Source organism: Sphingomonas sp. CARO-RG-8B-R24-01 (genome assembly GCF_022662295.1).
In the GTDB taxonomy this organism is placed as follows: Bacteria; Pseudomonadota; Alphaproteobacteria; order Sphingomonadales; family Sphingomonadaceae; genus Sphingomonas.
This window is the reverse complement of sequence record NZ_JAKNQI010000001.1, coordinates 366654-391789: the sequence shown is the minus strand read 5'-3', so window position 1 is coordinate 391789 and position 25136 is coordinate 366654. Positions and strand designations below refer to the sequence as shown.

Genomic DNA, 25136 nt, shown 5'->3' with positions numbered 1-25136 from the left:
CATGCATTGAACGCGCTGGGCGTTCGGTCTAGCGGGAGGCTCCAATGGCGGTTTCGTTGAAAGTGATCGACAGCAAAATGGCGGCATCCACGGATAAGGCGAGCGGAGAGCGCGCCAAGGCGCTCGAGGCAGCGCTGGCACAGATCGATCGCGCGTTCGGCAAGGGCTCGGCGATGAAGCTCGGCTCGAAGCAGACGATGCAGGTCGAAGTGATCTCGACCGGCTCGCTCGGTCTCGACATCGCGCTGGGTGTCGGCGGTCTGCCGCGCGGGCGCGTGATCGAGATTTACGGGCCGGAAAGCTCGGGCAAGACGACGCTTGCGCTCCACGTGATCGCCGAGGCGCAGAAGGGCGGCGGCACGGCGGCGTTCGTCGATGCCGAGCATGCGCTCGACCCGGTCTATGCCAAGAAGCTCGGCGTCAACATCGACGAGCTGATCGTGTCGCAGCCCGACACCGGCGAGCAGGCGCTCGAGATCGTCGATACGCTGGTGCGCTCGAACGCAATCGACGTGCTGGTGGTCGATTCGGTTGCGGCACTCGTGCCGCGCGCCGAAATCGAGGGCGAGATGGGCGACAGCCACGTCGGCCTGCAGGCGCGTCTGATGTCGCAGTCGCTGCGGAAGCTGACGGGGTCGATCAGCCGGTCGCGCTGCATGGTGATCTTCATCAACCAGCTGCGCATGAAGATCGGCGTGATGTACGGCAACCCTGAGACGACCACCGGCGGCAACGCGCTGAAATTCTACGCGTCGGTCCGTCTCGACATCCGTCGTACCGGGCAGATCAAGGACCGCGAGGAGATCATCGGCAACACGACGCGGGTCAAGGTCGTCAAGAACAAGGTCGCGCCGCCGTTCAAGCAGGTCGAGTTCGACATCATGTACGGGCAGGGCGTGTCGAAGATCGGCGAGATCCTCGATCTCGGCGTGAAGGCCGGGCTGGTCGAGAAGTCAGGCGCCTGGTTCTCCTACGACAGCGTCCGCATCGGGCAGGGTCGCGAGAACGCCAAGACCTTCCTCAAGAACAATGTCGAGATGAGCGATCGTCTGGAGAAGGCGATCCGCACGCGGACCGACAAGGTCGCCGAGGAAATGATGGCGGGCCCCGAGCCCGACGATGTCGACGGCGACGACGAGATGTGATGTTCGCTCCGGCCGTCGGTTGGCGGGCGGGGCAGGGGACGCGGCGTGCACGCCGTACGTCCTCTTCTACGGGGCGGCTGGTCATGCCGTCGAACACCCTGGGAAGGCCCGCCCGCGATGGCGGGCCTTTCATGGTTATGGATGGCCGGCGCTGGTCGGGCGAGCTAGGATGGTGAGACTTTCCTGCGACGCTCCGCGTTTGCGCAAGCACCCGACCGCCCTTCTCCGGAGAAGCTCATGACGCTGATCGTCCATCACCTCGAAAATTCCCGGTCACAGCGGATCCTGTGGCTGCTCGAGGAACTGTCGCTGCCCTATGAGATCGTCCGCTACGAGCGCGACAAGACGACGATGCTTGCGCCGCCGGAGCTCAAGAAGATTCACCCGCTCGGCAAGTCGCCGGTCCTCCAGGACACCGATGCGGGGCGCGTGATCATCGAGACCGGCGCGATCGTCGATTATATCGTCGAGCGCGCCGACGGCCGGATGGGTCCGCCCGCGCACCGCGACGACACGCTGCGCTATCGCCAGTATCTGCATTATGCGGAAGGATCGATGATGCCGCCGCTGTTGCTGCTGCTCGTGCTCAACCGCATTCCGGTGATCGGCAAGACCGCTGCCAAGCGGATTCAGCCGATGATCGACGTTCATCTCGACTATGTCGAAAGCGAGCTTGCCAGCCGTCCCTGGTTCGCCGGCGATCAGATCAGTGGCGCCGACATCATGATGAGCTTCCCGCTCGAGGCCGCGCGCAGCCGGGCTGGGCTCGACGAGTCGCGCCCGGCGACGATCGCGTGGCTCGACAAGATCCATGCGCGCCCGGCGTATCAGGTCGCGCTCGAAAAAGGCGGTCCCTACGCCTACGCATGATTTTGGGAGCAAGGACTGACCGCGCCGACATCCCGGGTTCGTCGAAGGATGGGCCCGGGGTGACGGATTCGAAGGGGCGCGGATACCCCCGACGGGCGCCTCCCCGGCGAAGGCCGGGGCCCAATCGCGATGCCCGGGGTAACGAAGCGCCAACGCCCCCTTGCGTTGGACTCGCGCTTGGGTCCGGCCTGCGCCGGGGGGGAGTGCGTGATTCCCTCCCGCACTTAGCAGGAACCTGCCCCCGCCCTTCCTGATCAGCGGATCGGCGAGTTCGGGTCCAGACGCATGTCGAGATACTTGTCCACCGACCCCATCAGCTGCGGCATTTCATGCTCGAAGAAATGGTTGGCCTTGGGGATCGTGTCGTGATGGATCGTGATGTGCTTCTGCGTCCGCAGCTTGTCGACCAGCTTCTGGGTCGCGGCCGGGGTCGCGACCTCGTCGGCCTCGCCCTGGATGATGATGCCGCTTGCCGGGCATGGCGCCAGGAACGTGAAGTCGTACATGTTCGCGGGCGGCGCGACCGAGATGAAGCCGCGGATCTCCGGGCGGCGCATCAGCAGCTGCATCCCGATCCACGCGCCGAAGCTGACGCCCGCGATCCAGGTGGTCTGCGCCTCGGGATGGAAACTCTGCACCCAGTCGAGCGCGCTCGCCGCGTCGGACAGTTCGCCGACGCCGTTGTCGAACGTCCCCTGGCTCTTGCCGACACCGCGGAAGTTGAAGCGCAACGTCGCGAACCCGCGGCGCTGGAAGGTCTTGTAGAGCTCCATCACGATATGGTTGTTCATCGTGCCGCCCGCCTGCGGATGCGGATGGAGGATCATCGCGACCGGCGCCCGTGGGCGCGATGCGGGAGCGAAACGGCCTTCGAGACGACCGTCGGGGCCGGGGAAAATGACTTCTGGCATCGGACCTGCTGACAAGGAATATCTGGGGAGCACGCCCCGAAGGGTCACGCAAGGAGTTGTGCGCTATACAATGATGGCGCACGTCTGCGCAATGATTGCCGCGAACCGCCGATTGCCATGCCGATGACGCCCGAACGCCTGTACCTCGACCATGCCGCGACCACACCGATCCTGCCGAACGCGGCGGACGCGGTGGCGCGCGCGATGTCGCTCTGGGCGAACCCGTCGTCGCCGCATGCCGAGGGCCGGGCGGCGCGCGCGGCGTTGGAGGCGGCACGGCGCGGCATCGCGACCGCTTATGGCTGGCCTGGCGAGACGTTGCTGACCAGCGGGGCGAGCGAGGCGCTGGCGATCGCGCTGGGACGCGCGACGCCGCTGCGCCGGCTGGTGACGGCGGTCGAACATGATGCGGTGATTCGCGCCGCCCCCGATGCGCAGACCATTCCGGTCGACTCGCTGGGACGCGTCGATCCGGCTGCGCTCGCCGTGTTGCTCGACGGCGACGGCGACGGCAACGCCGCGCTGGTCGCGGTGCAATGGGCCAATAGCGAGACCGGAGTGCGCCAGCCGGTCGCGGCCATCGCCGAGCAAGTCCATGCAGCGGGCGGGTTGCTGCTGGTCGACGCCGCGCAAATGCCCGCCGGTGCGGACCCCCATGTCGCCGAGCATGCCGATTTCGTCGCGCTCTCCGCGCACAAGCGCGGCGGTCCGCCGGGGGTCGGCGCGCTGCTGGTGCGGGATTTCGCCACGCTCGCCCCGACGGGGGGTCAGGAGCGCGGCTATCGGGGCGGGACCGAGAACGTCCCGGGCGCGATCGGCTATGCCGCCGCGCTGGCGGAGCCCGAGCCTGTGGCGGCGCTGGCCCCGTTGCGCGCGCGGCTCGAGGATGCGGTCCTCCGGTCGGGCGGCGAGATCGTTGCTCGAGGGGCAGAGCGGCATCCCGCGATCGGTTCCTACCGCATGCCCGGGCTTGCCGCCGCCACGCAGCTCATCCGCTTCGACATGGCGGGGATCGCGGTGTCGGCGGGAAGCGCCTGTTCGTCGGGGAGCATGAAGCCGAGCCACGTTCTCGCGGCGATGGGCTGGACCGTGGACGCCGCGCGCGAGGTGATCCGGGTCAGCTTCGGGCGTGGAACGCGGGCAGCCGACGTCGATCGCTTCATCGCGGAATGGCGCAGGATCGTGCGTTCGGTCGGTGGGATCGATCTTGCGGGGGCGGCATGACTTACCTCGATTATCAGGCCACGACGCCGCTTGCGCCCGAAGCATTGGAAGCGATGCTACCGTGGCTGCGCGACCAGCATGCCAACCCCCATTCGCCCCACGCCCCGGGCCGCAAGGCCAAGGCTGCGGTCGAAGTGGCGCGCGCCGCGGTTGCGGCAGCATTCGGCGGGGGCGGGCAGGTCGCCTTTACCAGTGGCGCGACCGAGGCGCTCAACTGGGCGATCCAGGGGACGTCAGGGCCGATCGTCACGCTCGCTACCGAACATGCCGCGGTGCTCGACACGGTCGCTGCGATGGTGGCGCAGGGGCGGTCCGTGACCGTGCTGCCGGTCGGCGCGGACGGGCTGGTGGATCTCGAGGCCGCCCGTGCGGCGATCGTGCCGGGCACCGGGCTCGTCGCCGCCATGCTGGTCAATAACGAGATCGGCGTGATCCAGCCGATTGCCGCGCTCGCCGAGCTGGCGCACGCCGCGGGCGCGCTCTTCCTGTGCGATGCGGTGCAGGGCTATGGCCGCGTGTCCATTCCCTCGCCGTGCGATCTCGTCGCCGTTTCGGCGCACAAGATCTACGGCCCCAAGGGGATCGGTGCGCTGTGGGTCCGCGACGGCGTCCGGCTGGCGCCGCTGCTATATGGCGGCGGGCAGGAGGCGCTTGGCCGGTCGGGGACGCTGTCGCCCGCGCTGTGCGCGGGGTTCGGGGCGGCGGCGCGACTGATGTTCGAGATGCGCGACACCGACGCGGCGACGGTCGAGGCCCTGTGGCGCAGCGCGACCGAGCGGCTGTCGGGGTGGCACCTCAACGGCGCGCTCGACCGGCGCTATCACGGCAACCTCAACATCCGGCGCGATGGACTGGACGTCGCGCGGTTGATGTCGGACCTGCGCGATGTCGCCTTTTCGGCGGGCTCCGCCTGCGCGAGCGGGTCGGGAAGATCGAGCCATGTCCTGCGCGCGATCGGGCTGAGCGACGGGGCGGCGCGAACCAGTATCCGGATCGGGTTCGGGCGCTATACGCGCGTATCCGAGCTGGTGGACGCGATCGGTCGGATCGTCGCCGCAGCGGATGGGCAGAGGATCGCGGCATGATCCGGGTGCGTTTCGTCGGGCGCGATGGCGCAATACGCGAGGTGATGGCGCATGCTGGTGATAGTCTGCTGGAGGTTGCCCAGGCGGACGGACAGCCGCTGGAAGGAACATGCGAAGGTCAGATGGCCTGCTCGACCTGCCATGTCATCGTTTCGGCGGCCAATTTCGACGATCTGCCGCCGGCGAGTGCGGAAGAAGAGGACATGCTTGATTTGGCGACGGGGGCGACACGTACAAGTCGATTGGCGTGCCAGATCCGCTTGGAAGACAACATGGATCAAATAACTGTGGCCATTCCGGCCGAATCACGGAACATGCAACGCCGCTGATCATTACGCTCCCGTGCCACTTGAGTACGCACGAAGGAGATACCCATGAAATTCATCGCTTTGCTGTCTGCCGGCCTGATCGCTGCCAGCGCCCTCGCGCCGACCGGTGCCAGCGCCCAGGATCGGCATGATCGCCGCGACCGTGTCGTCACCCGGACCGTGCACGTCGACCGTCATCGCCCCGCCTACCGGTCGCGCCAGGTCTGCCGGATGGAGCGTCGCGATCATCGCCGCGTGCGCATCTGCCGGACGGTCCGCCGCTAAGGCCTCTTGATCCTTCCGCCCGACCCCGCCATAGGCAGCGCGGGAGTCGGGCGGACGTAGTCGTCGCCAACTTGGTCAGGGCCGGAAGGCAGCAGCCACAACGATTTCGCTGCGGGTCGTTCCGGCTCCCACCGCTGCCATGGCGTAGAGTGCTCGCTCCGCCGCAAACCTTACCCTTACATCGCGCGCGCTGCCGCTCTAGATAGACGGCAATGTCCGACTCCATCGACCCTCCCGGCTTCGACCTGGCCGCACCGCCGCAGCCCGTTGCCAAGGACGCGTATCGCGTCCTCGCACGCAAATATCGCCCGCAGACCTTTGCCGAGTTGATCGGGCAGGATGCGATGGTGACGACGCTTGGCAATGCGATCCGCCGCCAGCGGCTTGCGCATGCGTTCCTGCTGACGGGCGTCCGTGGGGTCGGCAAGACGTCGACCGCGCGGTTGCTGGCGAAGGCGCTCAACTGCATCGGCCCGGACGGAACGGGCGGCCCGACGATCGACCCGTGCGGCGTGTGCGAACCGTGCGTCGGGATCGCCGAGGGGCGGCACATCGACGTGATCGAGATGGACGCCGCGAGCCACACCGGCGTCGACGACATGCGCGCGGTGATCGACGCGTCGCGAATGACCGCGTTCGTCGCGCGCTACAAGATCTACATCATCGACGAAGTCCACATGCTGTCGAAGAACGCGTTCAACGCGCTGCTGAAGACACTGGAGGAGCCGGCCGAAGGCGTGAAGTTCGTGCTCGCGACGACCGAGGTCAACAAGGTGCCGGTGACGGTGCTGTCGCGCTGCCAGCGGTTCGACCTGCGCCGCATCCCGGCGGAAAAGCTCGCGGACCATTTCGCGCGGGTGGTCGAGGCCGAGGGCGTTTCGGCGGAACCCGAGGCGCTCGGGCTGATCGCGCGCGCGGCGGAAGGTTCGGCGCGCGACGGCCTGTCGATCCTCGACCAGGCGATCGCGCATGCCGACATGGAGGGTGGGCAGGTCAACGCGGCCGCGGTGCGCGACATGCTGGGCCTGTCCGATCGCGGTGCAATTCGCGACATGATGGCGTTGCTGCTTGCGGGCGATGCGCTCGGCGCGTTGGCGGCGTTGCGGCGGCAATATGACCTCGGAGTCGATCCGCTGGGCGTGCTGCGCGGGTTGCTCGAGACGGTCCATGCGACGACGCTCGTCAAGCTTGGGGCGGCCGCCGAGGCGGGGCAGGCGACCGAGGAACGGACGGCATTGGAGGAATGGGGCGCGTCGTTGTCGTTCGCCGCGCTGCACCGCTTGTGGCAGCTCCTGCTCAAGGGGCATGAGGAGGTCGGGCGTGCCGCGCTGCCGATCGAGGCGTGCGAGATGGCGCTGTTGCGTCTGGTCCACGCATCGACGCTCCCCGATCCGGGCGAGCTGGCGCGGATGATCCAGAACGGTGCGCCGCCAGTCGTTGCCGCGCCCATCGCGCCCGCGCCTGCGCCGAGCGAACCCGTCGCCGCCGCCATGCCGCAGTCCATCGAGGCGATCGTCACGTTGCTCGAATCGGCGGGCCAGCTCGCGCTCGCGTCGCGGCTCGTGCATCACGCCAGCATGATCAGCATCGTCGATGTCGAGCTGGTGCTGAGTTCGTCGCGGCCCTTGCCGAGCGACCTGATCGGCGAGCTTGGCGCGTCGCTCAAGCAGATTACCGGGCGGATGTGGCGGATCACCACCGCGCCGACCGTGGGTGCGCCGACGATCCGCGAGGCGGAAGCCGCAAGGCGCGAGGCGTTCAAGGCGGAAATTCTTGCGACCCCGGTGATCGCCGCGGCGCTTGAAGCGTTCCCCGACGCGAGCTTACCCGAAACCGAAATCGACCGCCTGTTGGCGGCGCAACGGAGCATGAGTGCATGAACAGTATCGAAGACATCATGGCGATGGCGCAGAACGTCCAGAACGAGCTGGCCAAGGCGCAGGACGGGCTCGACAAGATCGAGGTCGAGGGTGCTGCTGGCGGCGGGCTGGTCAAGGTTCAGGCCTCGGCCAAGGGCCGGATCATCGGGATCACCATCGACGAATCGCTGCTCCAGCCGAGCGAGAAGCAGATGGTCGAGGACCTCGTCGTCGCGGCGTTCAACGACGCCAAGGCGAAGGCGGATGCGGCATCGGGCGCGGAAATGGCCAAGATGACCAGCGGCATTCCGCTGCCGCCCGGCTTCAAGCTGCCGTTCTGAGGTCGGTTCGGCTCCGGAACTAACTGACGTTGCTTGTGTTCTTTCTCCAGGTGCAAAACAGGAGGATTGGCATGAGCGACAATGTGACAGAGACCCCGCACACGACCGTCATCGAACGCCGCGGGAGCGGGGCGGGGATTTTGATCGGGATCGTCCTGCTGATCGCGGTCGTCGTCGGGGCATTCTATCTGTTCAACCGCAGCCAGAATGACAACATCCGGACCGATGCGATTTCCGGCGCGGCCAAGGACGTCGGCGATAGTGCGAAGAAAGTCGGCGATAGCGCCCAGAAGGCGACCGACGGGAACTGAGTATGGTCGTTTCTTCCCCGGCCAGGGACTTAGAAACTAGCGTTCTCGGTACGTTATCCCCGCAAGCAGGAATCCAGCCCGTCGTTGCGGACGACGCCCACCCGCCGGGTGATGGCGTTGCCATGACGGCGGGTGAACCCGCTTGGCGCGATCGCCGCGCGCTTCTTGGGCTGGGGGAAGACCGCTGCCATCCGACCTGCCTCGCTCGGCGTCAGATGTGATGCGTCATGGCCGAAATAGCGTTGCGCGCCGGCGTTGACACCGTACGTGCCGATCCCGGTTTCGGCGACGTTGAGATACACTTCCATGATCCGGCGCTTGCCCCAGATCGTCTCGATCAACACCGTGAAATAGGCTTCGAGCGCCTTGCGCACGTAACCGCCGCCCTGGATCAGGAAGACGTTCTTCGCCGTCTGCTGGCTGATCGTCGACCCGCCGCGAATGCGTCCGCCGCGGGCATTGCGCGCATAAGCGGTCTCGATCGCGCGCATGTCGAAGCCGTTGTGCTTGCAGAACCGCGAATCCTCGCCGGCGATCGCGGCGCGCGCCATGTTCGGGTCGATCCGCGAGAGCGGCATCCAGGATTTGTCGATGCCATGCCCGGCCACCGCATCCCCGATCATGGTCAAGGTGATCGGGGGCGGCACGAAGCGGTACACGCCGACCATCACCAGCGACAGCACGACGAGGGCGAGCACGCCCTTGACGATCCATCCCAGCACGCGGCGGGCACCCCCATTGGAGCGACCTGACCGGCGGGACGGGGCACGGCGGTTGCCACCACGCGTATTGGACGATGAGCTGGTCTTTCGGCGTGCCATGACGCCGCTCTAGGAGGATCGGATCGGCACTGTCCAGCGCGCCGATCCGATCCGCCGATCAGGCGGCGACCAGCATCCGCTTGTCGCCCGCGATCCGCATCATCGCCTTTTGCAGTTTTTCGAAGGCGCGCACCTCGATCTGGCGGACGCGCTCACGGGAGACGCCATAGACCTGGCTCAGTTCCTCGAGCGTCTTGGGCTCGTCGGTCAGGCGGCGCTCGGTAAGAATGAACTTCTCGCGCTCGTTGAGGTCGTCCATGGCCGCAGTCAGCATGTCATGCCGAACGTCGGCCTCCTGCGCCTCGGCGACCACCGTATCCTGCAGGGGGGAGTCATCCTGCAGCCAGTCCTGCCACTGGCCTTCGCCGTCCTCGCGCATCGGTACGTTGAGCGACGTATCGCCGCCCATCGCCATGCGCCGGTTCATGCTGGTCACCTCGGCCTCGGTGACACCGAGGTCCTTGGCGATCTTCGCGAGATGCTCCGGCGACAGATCACCATCCTCGAACGCGTCGAGCTTGGACTTCATCCGGCGCAGGTTGAAGAACAGCTTCTTCTGCGCGGCGGTGGTGCCCATCTTGACGAGGCTCCACGAGCGCAGGATGAATTCCTGGATCGAGGCGCGGATCCACCACATCGCATAGGTCGCGAGCCGGAAGCCCCGATCGGCCTCGAACTTCTTCACGCCCTGCATCAGGCCGATATTGCCTTCGGAGATCAGCTCGCTGACCGGAAGGCCATAGCCGCGATAGCCCATTGCGATCTTCGCCACGAGGCGAAGGTGCGAGGTGACGAGCTGCGCGGCGGCATCGGTGTCGCCATGTTCCTCGAAGCGTTTGGCGAGCATGTATTCCTGCTCGGGCGCGAGGATCGGGAATTTCTTGATCTCGGACAGATAGCGGTTGAGGCTCGCTTCGCCGCCAAGGGCGGGAATCGTCGCGGGGACGTTGCTGCGGGCTGCCATGGTCGTATCTCCCTTTTCGTAAGGCCGGGATCGCGCCGGGCGCGGCGGCCGTAGCCTATACTAGCAATGTATCGAACAGTTCCTGCATGTCGGCAGGCATTTCGCTGTCAAACGCCAGAACGTTACATTTAATCGGATGAATGAACCCCAAACGGGCGGCGTGCAACGCCTGTCGGCGGAAACCCAAGGTTTCCAGATCGCGTTTGTGAGCCTGCTTTGTTCTACCGTAAACCGGGTCGCCTAGCAAGGGATGCCCGAGCGAAGCCATGTGCACGCGGACCTGATGCGTCCGCCCAGTTTCGAGCCGGCACTCGACCAGCGCCGCCTCGCGTAACCGTTCGAGCGTGCTGTAATGAGTCACCGCGCGCTTGCCGCCCTGGACGATGGCGATCTTCTTGCGATTCTGCGGGCTCCGCGCGAGTGGAGCGTCGACCGACCCGGCAGGCGGGGCGGGGCGGCCCGAGACGATCGCCTTGTACCGCCGATCGATCGAGTGCGCCGCGAACTGCTTGGCGAGGCCGACGTGCGCGCGATCGGTCTTGGCGGCGACCATCAGGCCCGATGTATCCTTGTCGATCCGGTGGACGATCCCGGGGCGTGCCACCCCGCCGATCCCCGACAGGCTGCCGCCGCAATGGTGGAGCAGCGCGTTGACGAGCGTCCCGTCCAGGTTTCCGGCAGCGGGATGGACCACCAGCCCGGCCTGCTTGTCGATCACGATCAGATGCTCGTCCTCGAACACCACGGTCAGCGCGATATCCTGTGCCGCGTTATGCGCCGGCGTCGGGTCGGGAACGACGATGCGGTACAGGCCGCCCGGAACCGCCTTGCTCGCGGGGTCGCGCCGGAGCGTGCCGGTCTCGTCGGTGACCTGTCCCGTCGAGATCAAGGCTTTCAGCCGTTCGCGCGAGATCGTCGGGAGCGCATCCGCCAGCGCACGGTCGAGCCGGAGTCCGGCTTCATCGGCGATGCGCGTCTCAATGGTGGAAACCCCCCGGTTCATCCTCTAGAATCTGGGAATGGCGGTGGAAATTTCAAGCACTCTGCAAGCGAGATTGCTAACCACCGCGCAGGCGACCCCGGCCGTGGAGGTTTGCGGGCTATTGTTCGGCGACGAAACCACCGTTGTACGGGTCACGTCCTGCGCCAATGTCGCGGCAGACCCGGCCCGCACGTTCGAGATCGATCCGGTCGCGCTGTTTGCGGCGCTGCGGGCCGAACGGGCCGGGGGCGCGCGCCTGATCGGATATTGGCACTCGCATCCGAACGGCAGCACGACCCCGTCGGTAACCGATGCCGCCCGCGCAGCCGCGGACGGCAAGATCTGGGTGATCGTCGCGGGCGGACGGATCGCGGCATGGCGCGCGACCGAGCGGGCGGGGGCTACCGGATTCGTCCCGGTCACGATCAGGGAGACACTGGCATGAACCGCAAGATCCGCGCGGGGCTTCTCAGCCTGCTGTGGGCCAGGCTGGCGGTCGGCCTGACGGGCAGTATCGCATCGGTCGCCATCGGCGAGCAGACCGAGCGCGTGACCGCCAACGGGCTGACCTGCCCGCGGGCCGCGACGCGCGTCGAGCGGGCGATCTGCAACGACCCGAAACTCGTCCAGCAGGACACTTATATGGCGGCGGCTTACGCCGGACTGGTGCGCCACGCGCCAACGGCCACCCGTACGGCGATCCTGCGCGATCAGCGCGCGTGGCTGGTCCGGCGCGATGCCTGCCGCGACACCGCCTGCGTCTCCAAGGCCTATGACGATCGCTCGACAGCCTTGTGGCAACAGCGCGAAAGCGTCGACCGCTGGCGTCGGCGCAACGTCGCGCGGGTCGGCCAGTGCGAAACCACCACGATCGATCAGATCGGTCCACGGCTCGGCGACGGCACGCGTCCGGACGACAGCGGCACGAGCATCACCTTCGCCAACGGTGTCCATCAGGTTTCGTACGACCTCGAACGCGCGATCGCGCGTTCGCGCCTCGGCGACCGCGCGCGGGTCTGCCTCGTCGCGCTGCCGCGGCATTGCCCGCCGGGGGATGATCGGGGGCGGTCCTATGCGGTCACCAACCTGCGGACCGGGGCGCACTGGCGGCTGTTCGATTCGCAACATCTGTGCGGCGGCGCATGAAGGGGGCGACTCGCGCCCGACATTTGGTTAAGCGGCCCGACGTGCGGCTTGCAGCGCGTAGCGTGCTGCGCCAAAGAAGCGCAAAGCTGGAGCCCAAGCGTTGACCATTAGCCCGACCGATTTTGCTAGCCTGCTGTGTTCGCGCCTGTGCCATGATCTGCTGAGCCCCGTGGGCGCGCTGAACAACGGCCTGGAATTGCTCGCGGACGAGCATGATCCCGAGATGCGGGCACGCTGTCTCGAACTGCTAGCGGACAGCGCCAAGGCCTCCGCGAACAAGCTGAAGTTCTTTCGTCTCGCATTCGGTGCGGCGGGCGGCTTTGGCGAATCGGTCGACTCGCGCGAGGCGCGCGCAGCGATCGAGGGGCTGTTCGGCGAGGGACATAAGGTAAAACTCGGCTGGCTGGTCGAGGATGCGACCCTTCCCAAGCCGGCAATCAAGGTGTTGCTCAACCTGGCGCTGATCGCCGGCGACGCGCTCGTGCGCGGCGGACAGCTCGATGTCGGGGCCGAGAACCATAATGGGCAGGTCGAGATCGTGGTACGCGCGGAGGGTTTGCGGATCGTGCTCGATTCCGAGATGCGGGCGGCGTTGACCGGCACCAGCGGCGACGCGGTCGTCACGCCGCGCGCGGCGGCGGCCTATCTCGTCCATGCGTTGGTCGCCGAGGGCGGCGGAGTCGTCCAGGTCTCCGCGCCGGACGATGCCGTATTGTTGTTCGGGGCTGCATTTAAAGCGGCTTAAATGACCCTTTAACCATTGGGGTCCCATGCAGTCGGCTGCCGCAAAGGCGGGGGCCCATGGACGATCTGCTACAGGAATTCATTGCCGAAACGCGCGAGACGCTGGAAGCGCTCTCGGGGGAGATCGTCGCGTGGGAATCCGCGCCCGATGACCGCGAGCGGCTCGATGCCATCTTCCGGTTCGTGCATACGGTGAAGGGAAGCTGCGGCTTCCTGGACCTGCCGCGGCTCGCCCGACTGAGCCATGCCGCCGAGGATGTGCTCGCAGCGGTGCGCGCGGGCGAGCGCACGCCAGACACCCGGCTGGTCAACGCCGTGCTCGCGATCGTCGACCGCGTCGGCGAGATCGTCGAGGCGATCGATGCCGGCCATGCGCTCGACGACACGGGCGAAGACCTGTTGATCGCGGCGCTCGACACCGGATCCGAAGCGATTGCCAGCAGCGCCGCCCCGGTGATGCGCGCGCCGACGCGCAGCGTGCGACTGAACGTCGATCTGCTCGACCGCATGATGAGCGGCATGTCGGACATGGTGCTCGCGCGAAATGAGCTCGCGCGGCGGCTCCGGCATGAGGAGGTCGATCCGACGATCGAGGCCGCGCTGGAACGGCTGTCGCTGACCGTCGCCGAGATGCGCGATACCGTGACGCGCACGCGCATGCAGAAGATCGAGGCGCTGTTCTCCGCCCTGCCGCGCATGGTCCGCGACACCGCGGCCGAACTCGGCAAGTCGGTGACGCTGCACATGGAGGGGAGCGACGTCGAACTCGACCGCGAAATGATCGAGATGATGCGCGATCCGCTCGTCCACCTGATCCGTAATTCGATCGACCATGGGATCGAAGGTCCGGCCGATCGGCGGGCACAGGGCAAGCGCGAGACCGGATGGCTCAACGTCGCCGCGCGCCAGTCCGGCAACCAGATCGTGATCGAGATCGCGGACGATGGCCGCGGGATCGATACCGCGCGGCTCGCAACCAAGGTCGTTGCTTCGGGACTGTACAGCGACGCCGAAGTCCGCGCGATGAGCGAGCAGGCGCGACTGGAACTGGTGTTCGCGCCCGGGCTGTCGACCAAGGACGAAGTCACGGCGATTTCCGGGCGCGGCGTCGGCATGGATGTCGTCCGCGCCAACGTCGAACAGATCGGTGGCCGGATCGAACTTTCGAATTCGCCGGGCCGGGGCCTGCGCATTTCGATCCACGTTCCACTGACGCTGTCGATCATGTCGACGATCGGCGTTGGCGTGCGCGACCAGCGGTTCGCCATCTCGCGGCAGACGATCGAGGAGATCGTGCGGGTCGGTGCCGAATCGATCCGCATCGACCGTCTCGGCGATACCGCGATGGCGACGGTGCGCGACCGGCGGATGCCGCTGGTCGATCTGGGCGACCTGCTCGGGTTCGGTGCATCCGAGCCAGTGATGCTGGTGATTGTCGGCGTTTCGGGCGGGTCCTACGCCCTCGCGGTCGATACGGTGCTCGATCATGAGGAACTGGTGATCAAACCGGCCGCGCCGGCGGTGATGGCGACCAACGTCTACGCCGGGCAGACGCTGCCTGACAGCGGCCTGCCGATGCTGATGCTCGACTGCGCCGGTATCGCGCAGCTCGCCGGTCTCGTCTTTGCACGCGAGATCCTGGCCGAAGAGGATGTGGTGGTCGCGACGCCGGGCGTGCAGGCGTTGCTGTTCGACGACCTCGATGGCGTCCGCCGGATCGTGCCGCTGTCGGTCATCGACCGGGTCGAGCCGGTGCCGTCCAGCGCGATCCGGCATGCGGCCGGCCGGCTGCGGTTGTCGGTCGAGGGCGCGATCATTCCGCTCGTGGCGCTGGGGCCGTGGGAGGGGCGGGCAAACGTGTCGGTGCTTCGCCTGCGCGACGGCACGGTCGAGCTCGGCTATGCGATCGCCGAGGCGCTGGATATCGTCGAGCTGCCGGAGACGGTGGTCGCCGCTCCGGTCAGCGGTCCGATCGCCGGCGTCGTCGCGATCGATGGCGACCAGATCGAAGTGATCGATCTCTTCTGGCTGTTCTCGACCCATGCCGATCCCGGGGCCGCCGCCGACGCACCCTTGTGCCTGTTGCAGGGCACCGACGCGGCGTGGCTGACGACATTCCTCAAGCCCGTGCTCGAGGCGGCGGGGTACCGTGCGACGACGTCGTTGCTGCCCGGCGAGCAGGCTGGGGTGGTGGTGACGATGGATCGGGAGTGTCCGGCCACGAGCGGGGGTGCGCCCGTGGTGCGGTTGCGGCGGGATGCCGAGAGCGACGGTGTCGACGGCAGCATCTTCCGCTACGACCGGCCCGGCTTGCTGGCCGCGCTTGCCAAATCTGCCGGAGGCCGCTGATGCCGTTGTTCCTGATCGCGCAGATTGCCGGGCGCACGGTCGCGATCGAATCGTCGCAAGTCGAGTCGGTCGTAGATATCGGGGCGATCATTCCCGTCCCGCGCGCCGAACGCCACGTGCGCGGGCTTGCCGCCCTGCGCAGCCGCGTGGTCACGGTGATCGAGACGCGCGCGGCGTTGGGGCTTCCGCCGGGGGACGGCAGCGCGATGCGCGCCGTCATCACCATCGTCGAAGGGCACCATTATGCCGTGCTCGTCGACGCGCTGGAGGACGTCGCAGCCTTCGACCTGGCGCCCATGTCTCCCGGGATCGTCCTCGACAAGGGATGGCCCGGCGTCGCCCGCGGGATCGTCGAGCGCGACAACGAGCCGATCCTGGCGATCGCGCTGGACGCGCTGATCCCTGCGGTCAGCCTCGTCGCGGCGTGAGCGATCTTTCGAAAAACCAATATTAACGTGACGCTTACGCATTTCGGGCAAAACCCGGTCAAGCGCATTGCACAACAGGGTGACCGCATGAAGACCTGCCTCGTCGTCGACGATTCGAAAGTGATCCGCAAGGTCGCGCGCCATATCCTGGAGACGCTCGATTTCCAGGTGAGCGAAGCTGGAGACGGGCGCGAGGCGCTTACCGCCTGCCTCGCGTCCGCACCCGACGTCATCCTGCTCGACTGGAACATGCCGGTCATGAGCGGCATGGATTTTCTTCGCGCACTCCGCGACAGTTCGATCCCGACCCGGCCCAAGGTGGTGTTCTGCACGACCGAAAACGGCATGGCGCACATCCGCGCCGCGATCGAGGCGGGCGCGGACGAATATGTGATGAAGCCGTTCGATCGCGAGACGCTGGAAAGCAAATTACAGATCGTGGGCATGGCCTGACGGGCGGGCGAAGGGTGCCGAGTTCAGCGCACCCGCAATCGCCCCTGCATGCTCCTGCACGATTTTCCGGCGTCGTCCCTCGCGATGCCTCCTTTCCTTGCGTCATTGCGAGTTTCAGCATGTCCGAAGGCGATCCCTCTCCAAGCGTCCTGATCGTCGATGATTCCGTCGTCGCGCGCGCCATGATCGCGCGCGCGATCGAACAGGGCGGGCGGTTCGGGGTGGCCGGGGCCGTGCCGCACGCGGCGGCCGCGCTTGCCTTTCTGCGCGAGCGGCGGGTGGACGTCATCGTGCTCGACATCGAGATGCCGGGGGTCAGCGGGCTGGTTGCGCTTCCTGACCTGATCGCGGCCGGGCGCGGGGCCAAGGTGCTGGTCGTTTCCTCCATCGCCAGCGACGGTGCGGCGGCGACGATCGAGGCGCTGGCGCAGGGGGCGGCGGACACGCTGGTCAAACCGGACATCGGCGATTTCGCCGGGCGCTTCTCGGGGGCATTGGTCGAAAAGCTCGACCGCCTGCTCGCCGCCGAAGACCAACTGGCCGACCATCCCGCGACGACGACGCCAGACGCCACGCCGACGAGCGCGGGCAAGGGGTTCGACGTCGTCGCGATCGGGGCGTCCACCGGCGGTATCCATGCGCTGAGCCAGGTGCTGCGCGAAGTGCCGGCGTCCTTCCCGGTGCCGATCCTGGTCACCCAGCATCTGCCCGCGTCGTTCATGCCCTATTTCGCCGCGCAACTCGCGACCATTGCCGGGCGGCCGTGCGACGTCGCGAGCGACCACCTGCGGATCCGTCCGGGCCGCATCATCGTCGCCCCCGGGGATGCGCACATGCGGGTCGCACGGACGCCGGACGGCGGGGCGATCCGCCTGAGTACCGAAAGCGTGAAGAACGGCTGCATGCCTTCGGTCGACCCGATGTTCGACAGCGTCGCCGAAGTGTACGGGAACCGGGCGCTCGGGATCGTGCTCAGCGGCATGGGGCGCGACGGGTCCGAGGGCGCCTGCACCATCGTCGCGCGCGGGGGCAGCATCGTCGTCCAGGATCGGGCGAGTTCGGTCGTCTGGGGGATGCCCGGGGCGATCGCCAAGTCGGGCCATGCGGCGGCCGTGTTGACCCCGGTCGAGATCGGAAAGCTGATCGCCAAGCGTCGTCGTCCGGCCTGATGTCCAGCGTTCCAGAAAGTACCAACAGTCGAATGCCTCTCCTCGAATCCCACAGCAAGGGCGTGATGGTCGCGCTCAATACCCTGCTCGAATCGCGCACCGGCCAGCAGCTGGCGGCGAACCGCGAATGGCGGATCGAGACCGCGTTGAAGCCGCTTCTGCGCGATCTCAAGCTGGCAACCCTCGACGATCTGGTCGAGGCGGTTCGGCGCTCGCCCGAGATCGCCGATCAGGCGGTCGATGCGCTGCTCAACCAGGAAAGCTCGTTCTTCCGTGATGCCGCGGTGATCGAGATGGTGGCGGAGGCGGTGGCGACATTGCGCGCCGAGCAAGGCCAGCGCCGCGTGCGGATCTGGTCGGCGGGCTGTTCGGTCGGGCAGGAGCCGCTGTCGCTGGCGATGCTGTTCGCGGAACAGGAGGCGCTGGGGGAAACCATGCCCCCCGATATCGTCGCGACCGACGTGTCCGAGGCGGCGCTGACCCGCGCACGGGCAGGGCGCTACACCCATTTCGAGATCCAGCGCGGGCTGCCGATCCGCCGCATGATGCGCTGGTTCGACCAGCAGGCCGAGGACTGGGTCGCCAAGCCCGAGCTCGTTCGACGGATCGCGTTCCGGCGGATCAACCTGGTGGCGGACCCGTTGCCCGTCGGGCGGTTCGACGTGATCCTGTGTCGCAATGTGCTGCTCTACCTGCCACCGGACTTGCGCCGCCGCGTGCTCGACCGGTTTGCGACCGTGATCCGACCGGGCGGCCTGCTCGTCCTGGGCGCGGGCGAGACGGTCATCGGCCAGACCGAGGCGTTCCGGCCAAGTCCCCGGTATCGCGGACTCTATGAAGCGGTGCCAGCGGGCGTCTGACGGGGTTTCGCCGCAGCCCGGACCGTGCTTAAGCTGGCAACCGGCTCGCGGAGGGGACAGGCCCATGAACATCATCGATACACCTTCGCCGAATTTCGACGCGCGATCGTTACCCGTGTCGATCATCGTGCTGCACTATACCGGCATGCAGACGGCGCAGGCCGCGATCGATCGGCTGCGCGATCCCGAAGCCAAGGTCTCGGCCCATTATCTCGTCGCCGAGGACGGGCAGATCCTGCGGATGGTCGCCGAGGACCAGCGTGCCTGGCATGCGGGCAAGTCGCGCTGGCGGGGCATCGAGGACGTCAACAGCGCCAGCATCGGGATCGAGATCGTCAATCCCGGACATGAATTCGGCTACCGCCCCTTCATGGAAGAGCAGATCGACGCGGTCGTGCGGCTCGTCGCCGACATTACCGAGCGCCACCGCATTACGCGCGGCAACGTCGTCGGCCATTCGGACATTGCGCCGACTCGCAAGCAGGACCCGGGTGAACTGTTCCCGTGGAGCCGGCTCGCCAAGGTCCGGCTTGCACTGCCGCGCCCGACCAAGGGGTTGATGGACCCGATGTGGACCGATGCCGGGTTCCTCGTGGCGCTCGAGCGCTTCGGTTACGACGTGACCGACAAGCTCGCCGCGGTGGTCGCGTTCCAGCGCCGCTTCCGACCCGAACTCATCGACGGCGTGATCGACGGGGAGTGCCGTAGCATCCTGCTCGCGCTGCTGCTGCCCAAACCGACCGGGGACGACGGATAGGCTTTGCCGTTGCGGTAATTCGCGCTAGGGGCGTCGCAGCCAGAGGGTCGGGCGGCCGCGGGTATCTTCGGATACGCGAGGAAAGTCCGGGCTCCGCGAAACGACGGTGCCGGGTAACGCCCGGCGGGGGTGACCCCAGGGACAGTGCCACAGAGAGCAGACCGCCGATGTCCCCTTTCGATGCGAATCGGCAAGGGGAACAGGCAAGGGTGAAAGGGTGCGGCAAGAGCGCACCGCGCGCCTGGTAACAGGGGCGGCATGGCAAACCCCACCGGGAGCAAGATCGAATAGGGGCGGCAAGGGACTTCGGTCCCGGGGCTTCGTTTCAGCCAGTCGCCCGGGTTGATTGCTTGAGGCGGCGCGCAAGCGTCGTCCTAGAGGAATGGTCGCCTAACCCCGTCATAACGGTGGGGTGGACAGAACCCGGCTTACAGACCCTCTGGCGTGTTTCTGACACTGATCGCTTTAATTCACAGCGGTTTCACAAAAGCGTCATGGCGCTAACGCGCTTCGATGCTTAGATGGCGCGCTATGGCGCGTTCCTCCTCCCGATCGGTTGACTGGGGCTTTCCCCGCTGGCGCGCTTACGGCGAAGCCAGCACGGAAGCCGCGACGATCCGTCTGTGCGACCGCCACGGTTGCACCCAGAAGGGCGATTGTCCGGCGCCCAAATCCCCCAACAGCCCCGAGCGCTGGTACTTCTGCCAGGAGCATGCCGGCGAATATAACCGTGGGTGGAATTACTTCGAGGGCCTGAGCGCCGAGGAAGCCGCAGAGCGCGAACGCGCCGAGACGCAGACCGCCGAGGGCTATACCGAGTCGCGCCATCATCAATGGGCAGGGCCCGGCGACGGCAGCCGTTCGCGCGACGAGATCCGCGCGCTCGAGGTGCTCGAGCTCGAGGTCGACGCCGATTTCGAGACGGTTCGCATCGCGTGGCGCCGGCTCGCCAAATCGAATCATCCCGATGTTCGTCCGGGAGACAAGGAGGCCGCGGCGCGCTTTCTCGCCATCCAGGCTGCGTACGACGTGCTCAAGGCGGCGGAAGACCAGCGGACGTGGAAGCCGGACGCTTGAAGACCGTTCGCTCGGACTGGGCCGATACGGTGCTGGTCTGCAAGAAATGTTCGAAGAAGCTCGACGGCGGGTTCGGGTCGAAAGGGAAGACGCCACTGGCCAAGGCGTTGCGCGAGGCCCTGGGGGTTCGCAAGGGCCGCAAGGGGGCGCTGGGGATCATCGAGGTGAAATGCCTCGGGATCTGTCCGCGCGGCGCGGTGACGGTGGTGACCGGGCATGCACCGGGCGACTGGGCGCTGGTGACCGATGGTGCGCCGATCGCCCAGGTCGTACGCGACCTCGGGCTGGGGCCACGGCCCGCGCCGGACGGGCAAGACGGCTGACCCGTTCCCGCCACCGCGGCACAGGCCGGGGCGACGGGATGGCGTTCAGCTGGTCGCGAACAACTTGGTCCCCACGACGCCGACGATGATCAGCGCGATGAACCCCATCTGCGGCACGTTCAGCTTTTCGCCGAACAGGATGACACCGAAGATGGTGACTCCGACCGCACCGAGCCCGGTCCAGACGGCATAGGCAGTGCCGGCAGGCAGGCCGCGCATCGCAAGTGCGAGCAACCCCATATTGACGAAACTGAGCGTGATGGGGACGGCGGCGGCCAGCACGCCACCCTGCGTTGCGGCCCATTTCAGGCTGAGTGCCCACATGATTTCAGTAACCACGGCGATGCCGAGGATGACCCACGCCATGCGCGATCTCCTTGTGTAACGGGCTCTGACGGGAAAGCGGCTGCCGGAAACCCGAAAGAGGCGCGCGCGATGGGCGGCCGGATAGAGGCCGTGGGGTGATTTGTCCACCGTTGGCGACCATGCGCCCTGAAACCATCCATTCGACCGCTGTCGCGCTCAAACCGATTGGCGTCGTGCGAATCCTTGTGTAGCGCGCGCACCGCGACCTTCGAATGCGGCTGAAGCGGCGGGTTCGAGCGGGCGCGCCTTCTCCAGCACGGCACACGACATGACCACCATTTCTCACAACTGGCATCGGTTCGACGGCGGGCTTGGCGTCGTGCTCCGTGGCGACGCGCCGATCACGCGAATCCAGATCTTCGGGCAGCGCTGCAGCGGAACCAACGTCGTAGCGCAGACCCTGGCAACCAACCTGCCCGGCGCGCGGGTGACCGACGAATTCGGGCACAAGCATTGGTTCGTCCCGCCGCAGACGCTGTTTCCCAAGGACACGCTGACCCTCGTGGTCGCGCGTGATGCGTTCGACTGGGCGCGCAGCCTGCATCGCCAGCCGTGGCATGCCCACCCCACGCTGAAGGCCAAGCCGTTCGACGCGTTCGTCCGGAGCGAATGGTACAGTTGCTGGGACGAGCATGTCGACCATATCGAGCCCGGCCATCCGCTGCTGGGAACCGAGATGTTGCACGAGCGCGACCCCGAGACGGGCGCGCGTTTTGCCAATTGCATCGCCAAACGCACCGCGAAGTTGCGGCACTGGGCGGCGCTACCGGCGCGCGCGCACAACGTCGCGCTGGTCAGCTATGATGCGTTCGTGCGGGCACCCGAGCAGTTGGTCCAATCGATCGCCGCCGCCACCGGCATCGCGCCGGCCGCGCACTTCGCGCCCGTTTCGAGCTACAAGGGGCAGGGGCATTTTCGATATGCCCCGCAACGTTATGCCGATCTGTGCCCGGAGGACGTTGCGCATATCGAGCGCTGGCTCGACCCCGCCGTCGAGGCGCAATATGGGTTGAGCGCGGCCTATGCCGACGCGCATTGAACGCCGGGCCTCGATCCCGCGCGGCAATGGGCGGTCGTTCAGCCGGTCGCGTAGCGTGCCGCTGTTTCCCGGATCAGCGCGATCATGTTGGGGATGCCCTGGGTGCGGTTGGAACTGAGCTGCTTGCTGAGATCGAACGGTGCCAGCTGCTGCGGAATGTCGGTCGCTAGGATCGCCGCGGCCGGTTGATCCTGCACCGCCAGAAGCACCAGCGCGATGATCCCCTTGGTGATCGCCGCGTTCGAATCCGCGAGAAAGTGCAGCGTGCCGTCGTCGCGCGCCATCGGATAGACCCACACCGATGCCGAACACCCGCGCACCAGCGTCGCATCGGTCTTGAGGGGGTCGGGCATCGGCTCGAGCTCGCGGCCGAGGTCGATCAGGAGGCGGTAGCGGTCGTCCGCCTCCAGGAAGCTGTATTCGGTTTCGATGTCGGCGAGGCTTTGCATGCAGGCGCTATAGGCGGGGTGGGCGGCGTTCGTCACCCTTGGTTTGCGAGAGTTTCGCGCTGCACGGCCGCTGCCGGCCCCTTATGGGAGGGGTGCGGGAGCCTGCGCCCGGGAACGGGCGAGCCGGTCTGCCCGCGCTTACAGATCCACCCCGGCGGCGATCGCCTCCAGCTTGCGGATCCGCTCCTTGAGGTCGGCGATCTCGATCCGGGCGCTGGCATTGGGCAACGCGGGGCCGCCATTCGCCTCGCCCACCGCATGCAGCTGTTCCAGCTTGAACGAGAGCCAGCCACGCCAGCCGGTCAGCAGCGCGTAGGTGAGCATCGCAAGCCCCATAAGCGCGGTGGCGGCGAGCGTGATGGTGACATTCGGGTCAGTCATGATCCCTGCTCCTGCCAGGATGGTCATGGACGGTCGCGCAGCTTCTCGATCTCGCGATCGAGGCGGGCGCTGCTGTCTTCTTTGTCGGTCGCGAGCCGTTCGAGCACTGCGATCCGCTCCTTGAGCGCGCGGATTTCCTCGCGCTGGCGCTGTGTGTCGGCGCTGTCTTGCGTCGGCTGGCCCTCGATCCGGTCGGCCGCCCTGTAGCGGGCCTGGACGATCTTGCCGACGACCGCGACCAGCACGATCAGCACGACCATCATTTCTCCACCGTTCATAACACTCTCCCTTGTGATAGTCGGGCGGTCAGCCCTGGGTGGCCTGACGTGCCGCGCGGGCTGCGCGGCGGCGGGGGCGATCGATGCTTTCGGTCGCCCAGCAACATCCCGCCGTTACGACGGCGAGCACTCCGAGAAAGATGATCATGATAACCTCTGGGGAAGAAAGGGTTGATGGGTCAGTTCAGGTTGGTGTCGCGCAACCGCTCGATCTCGAGCGAGAGGTCCACGCCGCGGTCGGTGATGATGCGTTCCAGGACCTGGACCCGCTGTTCGAGCCGTTCGGTGTGGGCGGCATATTGCGCGGCCTTCTCGGCGACCATCGTCGCCTCGATCACGAGCCGCCGCTCCTTATAGGCAAGCCAGGGGCGGACGATGACGCCACCGACGACGGCGACCATGCCGACGCAAATGCCCAGGATCGGAATGAGAAAGACGACGTCGGGGGTCATGCTCGGTCCTTTCCGGTTCAGCGCAGTGCGTCGATTTCGCGCGAGACCCGCTCGGCCGGGTCGGTCGCGATCCGTTCGAGGACCGCGAGGCGCTCCTCCAGACGACTGACCTGGCCGTGCAGCTTGTCGTTCTCGGCCTTCAGCAGGTCGACCTGGCGGATGGTGCTGAGGTCGCCTTCGCGTCCGACCAGACGACCGTCCTTGCCCTCGAGCGGATAGCCATGCTTGGCGCGCATGTAGTTGCTGATGGTCCACCCCAGCGGACCGACGGTGATCGCGGCGAGCGGGATCAACAATCCCAATGAATGGCTCATGATATTTTCCCCTGTTTGCCCCAAGTGATGCCAATCGCGGTACGGTCGCGTCCGTGCGGTTCAGCGCAGGCTGTCGATCTCGTCGGCGAGGCGGCTGTTGCGGCTGGTGTACATGACCTCGATGTCGGCAAGCCGGCGGTCGATGTCGCGGAACTTGGAGCGGACCTCGGCGGTCGAGCGCGTCGGATTGGTGCGGACACCCTGCCAGAAGCGCTCGTCATCGGCGCTGTCGTACAGGCCGAGCGGCTTCTTCTCGGCGACGCAGGCGATGACGATATAGGCGACCAGCACCCAACCGCTGGTGGCGAGGGTCAACAGCGCGGTGCCGACCCGGACCCAGGTAACGTCGATCCCGGTGTAGTCGGCGATCCCGGCGCAGACGCCGAGCCATTTGCCGTTCTGCTTGTCGAGGTAATATTTAGTGCGGCTGGCGGACATTTCAGTTCCTCCGGGTGATGTCGTAGGACGGGGTTGGGTGAGACGGGTTGGGAAAGGATGGGGCGGCTGGCTCCGCGAGCGGCATGCTCACGCGCCATTCGGGATGATCGGCGGCGATGATCCGTTCGACCGTCCCCAGTCGGTCTTCCAGCCGGCGAGCGAGCGAGTAAAGCTCGTCGAGCAGCTTCTCGTCCTCATTGGTGATCTTTGGCGCCTGCTTCCATTTGGTAATATAGTGTAGGATGATCCAGGGCATGCCAATGAAGATCGCTGGAATGACGACGATCGGGACAAGGATGTCTTCCATCAGCCGTCCCTTCCGAAGCGAGCCTTCATCGCGGCGAGTTCGGCTTCCACCTTCTCGCTCGACTTGAGCTCGGCAATCTCTTCCTCGAGCGTCTTGGGCGGGGCGCCCATTCCGGCGACGTCGGCGCGGCCCTCGGCCATATCGACGCGGCGTTCCATGACCTCGAAGCGGCTGAACGCGTCCTGCATCCGCGGACCATTGTACATCTCGCGCAGCTTGAAGCGATTCTGCGCGCTTTCGAAGCGAGTCGCGATCAAATTCTGGCGCGTGCGCGCCTCGCGGAGCTTGCCGGTCAGCTTGGCGATGTCCTCCTCCGATGCGCGGAGCGATTCATCGAGCACCGTGATTTCGCCGTCGAGCTGGGCGGCCATGTCGGCGGCCTTCTGCTTTTCGACCAGCGCGGCCTTGGCGAGATCCTCGCGGCCCTTCGACAGCGCGAGCTCGGCCTTTTCGGTCCAGCTTTCCTGCAGGCTGCCCAGCTTGTTGATGTGCCGGCGCATTTCCTTCTGGTCCGCGATCGTGCGGGCGGCGGAGGCGCGGACTTCGACCAGCGTTTCCTCCATCTCCAGGATGATCATGCGGATCATCTTCGAAGGGTCTTCGGCCTTGTCGAGCAGATCGGTGAAATTGGCGGCGATGATGTCGCGGGTTCGGCTGAAGATGCCCATTATGATACTCCTTGGGAAATTTCGGATTTTTC

Annotated in this window: 34 protein-coding genes and 2 other RNA genes; 23 read left to right on the top strand and 13 right to left on the bottom strand. The window is 66.6% G+C overall.

All coding sequences use genetic code 11. The annotated features are described in order from the left end of the window. Positions 1–44 precede the first annotated feature (44 nt). Both recA and L8G49_RS01805 read left to right on the top strand, forming a co-directional pair. Positions 45–1145, top strand: a complete 1101-nt coding sequence (gene recA / locus L8G49_RS01810) for a recombinase RecA (RefSeq protein ID WP_277923006.1) — start codon at positions 45–47, stop codon at positions 1143–1145. A 237-nt stretch (positions 1146–1382) separates the two neighbouring features. Then, a complete protein-coding gene (locus L8G49_RS01805) occupies positions 1383–2015 on the top strand; it encodes a glutathione S-transferase (protein ID WP_242137261.1) in 633 nt (210 codons plus the stop codon). Between the two features lie 254 nt (positions 2016–2269). Here the strand turns inward: L8G49_RS01805 and L8G49_RS01800 are convergent, their stop codons facing one another. Next, positions 2270–2926: an alpha/beta hydrolase gene (locus L8G49_RS01800; RefSeq protein WP_131529191.1), complete on the bottom strand. Its 657-nt coding sequence runs from the start codon at positions 2924–2926 to the stop codon at positions 2270–2272. Between the two features lie 123 nt (positions 2927–3049). Here L8G49_RS01800 and L8G49_RS01795 point away from each other — a divergent pair, with 123 nt between their 5' ends. From L8G49_RS01795 to L8G49_RS01760, 8 genes are all read left to right on the top strand, one after another. Continuing rightward, on the top strand, positions 3050–4150 hold the full coding sequence (locus tag L8G49_RS01795) for an aminotransferase class V-fold PLP-dependent enzyme (RefSeq protein WP_242182084.1): 1101 nt from the start codon (positions 3050–3052) through the stop codon (positions 4148–4150). After that, positions 4147–5235, top strand: coding sequence for a cysteine desulfurase family protein (locus L8G49_RS01790; protein WP_242182082.1), 1089 nt, complete (start codon positions 4147–4149; stop codon positions 5233–5235). Before L8G49_RS01795 ends, L8G49_RS01790 begins: the two co-directional genes overlap by 4 nt. Next, a complete protein-coding gene (locus L8G49_RS01785; RefSeq protein ID WP_242182080.1) occupies positions 5232–5564 on the top strand; it encodes a 2Fe-2S iron-sulfur cluster-binding protein in 333 nt (110 codons plus the stop codon). The genes L8G49_RS01790 and L8G49_RS01785 overlap by 4 nt, the downstream gene beginning before the upstream one ends. A 45-nt stretch (positions 5565–5609) precedes the next feature. Next, complete coding sequence (locus L8G49_RS01780) at positions 5610–5828, top strand: hypothetical protein (RefSeq protein ID WP_242137256.1); 219 nt, start codon at positions 5610–5612, stop codon at positions 5826–5828. A gap of 38 nt (positions 5829–5866) precedes the next feature. Further along, an RNA gene (gene ffs, locus L8G49_RS01775) (signal recognition particle sRNA small type) lies at positions 5867–5964 on the top strand. A gap of 76 nt (positions 5965–6040) precedes the next feature. After that, entirely contained in the window at positions 6041–7708 is a 1668-nt protein-coding gene (locus tag L8G49_RS01770; protein ID WP_242182078.1) for a DNA polymerase III subunit gamma/tau, read from the top strand. After that, positions 7705–8028: a YbaB/EbfC family nucleoid-associated protein gene (locus tag L8G49_RS01765; RefSeq protein ID WP_010164225.1), complete on the top strand. Its 324-nt coding sequence runs from the start codon at positions 7705–7707 to the stop codon at positions 8026–8028. The genes L8G49_RS01770 and L8G49_RS01765 overlap by 4 nt, the downstream gene beginning before the upstream one ends. Before the next feature lie 71 nt (positions 8029–8099). Then, on the top strand, positions 8100–8339 hold the full coding sequence (locus tag L8G49_RS01760) for a hypothetical protein (protein ID WP_242182076.1): 240 nt from the start codon (positions 8100–8102) through the stop codon (positions 8337–8339). A gap of 53 nt (positions 8340–8392) precedes the next feature. Here the strand turns inward: L8G49_RS01760 and mtgA are convergent, their stop codons facing one another. From mtgA to L8G49_RS01745, 3 genes are all read right to left on the bottom strand, one after another. After that, positions 8393–9061 carry a monofunctional biosynthetic peptidoglycan transglycosylase gene (gene mtgA / locus L8G49_RS01755; RefSeq protein WP_347272030.1) on the bottom strand — a complete coding sequence of 223 codons (669 nt, stop codon included), beginning with the start codon at positions 9059–9061 and terminating at the stop codon, positions 8393–8395. Between the two features lie 157 nt (positions 9062–9218). Continuing rightward, positions 9219–10124 carry an RNA polymerase sigma factor RpoH gene (gene rpoH, locus L8G49_RS01750; protein ID WP_131529175.1) on the bottom strand — a complete coding sequence of 302 codons (906 nt, stop codon included), beginning with the start codon at positions 10122–10124 and terminating at the stop codon, positions 9219–9221. Between the two features lie 55 nt (positions 10125–10179). Next, positions 10180–11127 carry an RluA family pseudouridine synthase gene (locus L8G49_RS01745; protein WP_242182074.1) on the bottom strand — a complete coding sequence of 316 codons (948 nt, stop codon included), beginning with the start codon at positions 11125–11127 and terminating at the stop codon, positions 10180–10182. Between the two features lie 16 nt (positions 11128–11143). Between L8G49_RS01745 and L8G49_RS01740 the strand changes: the two genes are divergently transcribed. The 12 genes from L8G49_RS01740 (at position 11144) to L8G49_RS01685 (ending at position 20412) form a co-directional block, all read left to right on the top strand. Then, positions 11144–11551 carry a M67 family metallopeptidase gene (locus tag L8G49_RS01740; protein WP_277923005.1) on the top strand — a complete coding sequence of 136 codons (408 nt, stop codon included), beginning with the start codon at positions 11144–11146 and terminating at the stop codon, positions 11549–11551. Further along, positions 11548–12252 (top strand): hypothetical protein, encoded by a 705-nt coding sequence (locus L8G49_RS01735; protein WP_242182070.1) that lies wholly within the window; start codon positions 11548–11550, stop codon positions 12250–12252. Before L8G49_RS01740 ends, L8G49_RS01735 begins: the two co-directional genes overlap by 4 nt. Positions 12253–12352: 100 nt before the next feature. Then, positions 12353–12997, top strand: coding sequence for a histidine phosphotransferase family protein (locus tag L8G49_RS01730; protein ID WP_242182068.1), 645 nt, complete (start codon positions 12353–12355; stop codon positions 12995–12997). Between the two features lie 56 nt (positions 12998–13053). After that, complete coding sequence (locus L8G49_RS01725) at positions 13054–15345, top strand: chemotaxis protein CheA (RefSeq protein WP_242182066.1); 2292 nt, start codon at positions 13054–13056, stop codon at positions 15343–15345. After that, complete coding sequence (locus L8G49_RS01720; RefSeq protein ID WP_242137247.1) at positions 15345–15773, top strand: chemotaxis protein CheW; 429 nt, start codon at positions 15345–15347, stop codon at positions 15771–15773. The genes L8G49_RS01725 and L8G49_RS01720 overlap by 1 nt, the downstream gene beginning before the upstream one ends. Before the next feature lie 87 nt (positions 15774–15860). After that, positions 15861–16226, top strand: a complete 366-nt coding sequence (locus L8G49_RS01715) for a response regulator (protein WP_010164213.1) — start codon at positions 15861–15863, stop codon at positions 16224–16226. Positions 16227–16345: 119 nt separating this feature from the next. Next, complete coding sequence (cheB, locus tag L8G49_RS01710) at positions 16346–17395, top strand: chemotaxis-specific protein-glutamate methyltransferase CheB (protein ID WP_242182064.1); 1050 nt, start codon at positions 16346–16348, stop codon at positions 17393–17395. Positions 17396–17460: 65 nt separating this feature from the next. Beyond that, positions 17461–18255, top strand: coding sequence for a protein-glutamate O-methyltransferase CheR (locus L8G49_RS01705; RefSeq protein WP_242182811.1), 795 nt, complete (start codon positions 17461–17463; stop codon positions 18253–18255). 64 nt (positions 18256–18319) lie between these two features. Then, on the top strand, positions 18320–19012 hold the full coding sequence (locus L8G49_RS01700) for an N-acetylmuramoyl-L-alanine amidase (RefSeq protein ID WP_242137245.1): 693 nt from the start codon (positions 18320–18322) through the stop codon (positions 19010–19012). A 39-nt stretch (positions 19013–19051) separates the two neighbouring features. Then, positions 19052–19459, top strand: an RNA gene (rnpB, locus tag L8G49_RS01695) — RNase P RNA component class A. Between the two features lie 84 nt (positions 19460–19543). After that, positions 19544–20089, top strand: a complete 546-nt coding sequence (locus L8G49_RS01690; RefSeq protein WP_242137244.1) for a J domain-containing protein — start codon at positions 19544–19546, stop codon at positions 20087–20089. Continuing rightward, positions 20086–20412 (top strand): hypothetical protein, encoded by a 327-nt coding sequence (locus L8G49_RS01685; RefSeq protein ID WP_242137243.1) that lies wholly within the window; start codon positions 20086–20088, stop codon positions 20410–20412. The genes L8G49_RS01690 and L8G49_RS01685 overlap by 4 nt, the downstream gene beginning before the upstream one ends. A 45-nt stretch (positions 20413–20457) precedes the next feature. On the opposite strand, the gene L8G49_RS01680 is transcribed toward L8G49_RS01685, so the two are convergent. Further along, on the bottom strand, positions 20458–20778 hold the full coding sequence (locus tag L8G49_RS01680; protein WP_242182062.1) for a multidrug efflux SMR transporter: 321 nt from the start codon (positions 20776–20778) through the stop codon (positions 20458–20460). A gap of 268 nt (positions 20779–21046) precedes the next feature. On the opposite strand from L8G49_RS01680, the gene L8G49_RS01675 reads away from it, so the two are divergent. Continuing rightward, entirely contained in the window at positions 21047–21817 is a 771-nt protein-coding gene (locus tag L8G49_RS01675) for a hypothetical protein (protein WP_242137241.1), read from the top strand. A gap of 38 nt (positions 21818–21855) precedes the next feature. Here L8G49_RS01675 and L8G49_RS01670 read toward each other — a convergent pair whose 3' ends face one another. The 8 genes from L8G49_RS01670 to pspA all read right to left on the bottom strand — a co-directional run bounded on the left by L8G49_RS01670 (position 21856) and on the right by pspA (position 25104). Then, the gene (locus tag L8G49_RS01670) at positions 21856–22266 is read right to left on the bottom strand and encodes a SufE family protein (protein WP_242182060.1); all 411 of its coding nucleotides are present in this window, start codon (positions 22264–22266) and stop codon (positions 21856–21858) included. Between the two features lie 138 nt (positions 22267–22404). Further along, positions 22405–22647, bottom strand: a complete 243-nt coding sequence (locus L8G49_RS01665; RefSeq protein ID WP_242137239.1) for a hypothetical protein — start codon at positions 22645–22647, stop codon at positions 22405–22407. A gap of 23 nt (positions 22648–22670) precedes the next feature. Further along, a complete protein-coding gene (locus L8G49_RS01660; protein ID WP_242137238.1) occupies positions 22671–22925 on the bottom strand; it encodes a hypothetical protein in 255 nt (84 codons plus the stop codon). Positions 22926–23104: 179 nt separating this feature from the next. Then, positions 23105–23377: a hypothetical protein gene (locus L8G49_RS01655; protein WP_242137237.1), complete on the bottom strand. Its 273-nt coding sequence runs from the start codon at positions 23375–23377 to the stop codon at positions 23105–23107. A gap of 17 nt (positions 23378–23394) precedes the next feature. Beyond that, on the bottom strand, positions 23395–23691 hold the full coding sequence (locus tag L8G49_RS01650; RefSeq protein WP_242137236.1) for a hypothetical protein: 297 nt from the start codon (positions 23689–23691) through the stop codon (positions 23395–23397). Between the two features lie 60 nt (positions 23692–23751). Beyond that, complete coding sequence (gene pspC / locus L8G49_RS01645) at positions 23752–24129, bottom strand: envelope stress response membrane protein PspC (RefSeq protein ID WP_242137235.1); 378 nt, start codon at positions 24127–24129, stop codon at positions 23752–23754. A 1-nt stretch (position 24130) separates the two neighbouring features. Next, positions 24131–24436: an envelope stress response membrane protein PspB gene (pspB, locus tag L8G49_RS01640; protein WP_242137234.1), complete on the bottom strand. Its 306-nt coding sequence runs from the start codon at positions 24434–24436 to the stop codon at positions 24131–24133. Continuing rightward, on the bottom strand, positions 24436–25104 hold the full coding sequence (gene pspA / locus L8G49_RS01635; protein ID WP_242182058.1) for a phage shock protein PspA: 669 nt from the start codon (positions 25102–25104) through the stop codon (positions 24436–24438). Before pspA ends, pspB begins: the two co-directional genes overlap by 1 nt. Positions 25105–25136: the final 32 nt, after the last annotated feature.

Excerpts from the sequence above, each read along its gene's own strand:
- recA (WP_277923006.1), top strand. The coding sequence starts at position 45 with ATGGCGGTTTCGTTGAAAGTGATCGACAGCAAAATGGCGGCATCCACG.
- L8G49_RS01805 (WP_242137261.1), top strand. The coding sequence starts at position 1,383 with ATGACGCTGATCGTCCATCACCTCGAAAATTCCCGGTCACAGCGGATC.
- L8G49_RS01800 (WP_131529191.1), bottom strand. The coding sequence starts at position 2,926 with ATGCCAGAAGTCATTTTCCCCGGCCCCGACGGTCGTCTCGAAGGCCGT.
- L8G49_RS01795 (WP_242182084.1), top strand. The coding sequence starts at position 3,050 with ATGACGCCCGAACGCCTGTACCTCGACCATGCCGCGACCACACCGATC.
- L8G49_RS01790 (WP_242182082.1), top strand. The coding sequence starts at position 4,147 with ATGACTTACCTCGATTATCAGGCCACGACGCCGCTTGCGCCCGAAGCA.
- L8G49_RS01785 (WP_242182080.1), top strand. The coding sequence starts at position 5,232 with ATGATCCGGGTGCGTTTCGTCGGGCGCGATGGCGCAATACGCGAGGTG.
- L8G49_RS01780 (WP_242137256.1), top strand. The coding sequence starts at position 5,610 with ATGAAATTCATCGCTTTGCTGTCTGCCGGCCTGATCGCTGCCAGCGCC.
- L8G49_RS01770 (WP_242182078.1), top strand. The coding sequence starts at position 6,041 with ATGTCCGACTCCATCGACCCTCCCGGCTTCGACCTGGCCGCACCGCCG.
- L8G49_RS01765 (WP_010164225.1), top strand. The coding sequence starts at position 7,705 with ATGAACAGTATCGAAGACATCATGGCGATGGCGCAGAACGTCCAGAAC.
- L8G49_RS01760 (WP_242182076.1), top strand. The coding sequence starts at position 8,100 with ATGAGCGACAATGTGACAGAGACCCCGCACACGACCGTCATCGAACGC.
- rpoH (WP_131529175.1), bottom strand. The coding sequence starts at position 10,124 with ATGGCAGCCCGCAGCAACGTCCCCGCGACGATTCCCGCCCTTGGCGGC.
- L8G49_RS01745 (WP_242182074.1), bottom strand. The coding sequence starts at position 11,127 with ATGAACCGGGGGGTTTCCACCATTGAGACGCGCATCGCCGATGAAGCC.
- L8G49_RS01740 (WP_277923005.1), top strand. The coding sequence starts at position 11,144 with ATGGCGGTGGAAATTTCAAGCACTCTGCAAGCGAGATTGCTAACCACC.
- L8G49_RS01735 (WP_242182070.1), top strand. The coding sequence starts at position 11,548 with ATGAACCGCAAGATCCGCGCGGGGCTTCTCAGCCTGCTGTGGGCCAGG.
- L8G49_RS01725 (WP_242182066.1), top strand. The coding sequence starts at position 13,054 with ATGGACGATCTGCTACAGGAATTCATTGCCGAAACGCGCGAGACGCTG.
- L8G49_RS01720 (WP_242137247.1), top strand. The coding sequence starts at position 15,345 with ATGCCGTTGTTCCTGATCGCGCAGATTGCCGGGCGCACGGTCGCGATC.
- L8G49_RS01715 (WP_010164213.1), top strand. The coding sequence starts at position 15,861 with ATGAAGACCTGCCTCGTCGTCGACGATTCGAAAGTGATCCGCAAGGTC.
- cheB (WP_242182064.1), top strand. The coding sequence starts at position 16,346 with ATGTCCGAAGGCGATCCCTCTCCAAGCGTCCTGATCGTCGATGATTCC.
- L8G49_RS01705 (WP_242182811.1), top strand. The coding sequence starts at position 17,461 with ATGGTCGCGCTCAATACCCTGCTCGAATCGCGCACCGGCCAGCAGCTG.
- L8G49_RS01700 (WP_242137245.1), top strand. The coding sequence starts at position 18,320 with ATGAACATCATCGATACACCTTCGCCGAATTTCGACGCGCGATCGTTA.
- L8G49_RS01690 (WP_242137244.1), top strand. The coding sequence starts at position 19,544 with ATGGCGCGTTCCTCCTCCCGATCGGTTGACTGGGGCTTTCCCCGCTGG.
- L8G49_RS01680 (WP_242182062.1), bottom strand. The coding sequence starts at position 20,778 with ATGGCGTGGGTCATCCTCGGCATCGCCGTGGTTACTGAAATCATGTGG.
- L8G49_RS01675 (WP_242137241.1), top strand. The coding sequence starts at position 21,047 with ATGACCACCATTTCTCACAACTGGCATCGGTTCGACGGCGGGCTTGGC.
- L8G49_RS01670 (WP_242182060.1), bottom strand. The coding sequence starts at position 22,266 with ATGCAAAGCCTCGCCGACATCGAAACCGAATACAGCTTCCTGGAGGCG.
- L8G49_RS01665 (WP_242137239.1), bottom strand. The coding sequence starts at position 22,647 with ATGACTGACCCGAATGTCACCATCACGCTCGCCGCCACCGCGCTTATG.
- L8G49_RS01660 (WP_242137238.1), bottom strand. The coding sequence starts at position 22,925 with ATGAACGGTGGAGAAATGATGGTCGTGCTGATCGTGCTGGTCGCGGTC.
- L8G49_RS01655 (WP_242137237.1), bottom strand. The coding sequence starts at position 23,377 with ATGACCCCCGACGTCGTCTTTCTCATTCCGATCCTGGGCATTTGCGTC.
- L8G49_RS01650 (WP_242137236.1), bottom strand. The coding sequence starts at position 23,691 with ATGAGCCATTCATTGGGATTGTTGATCCCGCTCGCCGCGATCACCGTC.
- pspC (WP_242137235.1), bottom strand. The coding sequence starts at position 24,129 with ATGTCCGCCAGCCGCACTAAATATTACCTCGACAAGCAGAACGGCAAA.
- pspB (WP_242137234.1), bottom strand. The coding sequence starts at position 24,436 with ATGGAAGACATCCTTGTCCCGATCGTCGTCATTCCAGCGATCTTCATT.
- pspA (WP_242182058.1), bottom strand. The coding sequence starts at position 25,104 with ATGGGCATCTTCAGCCGAACCCGCGACATCATCGCCGCCAATTTCACC.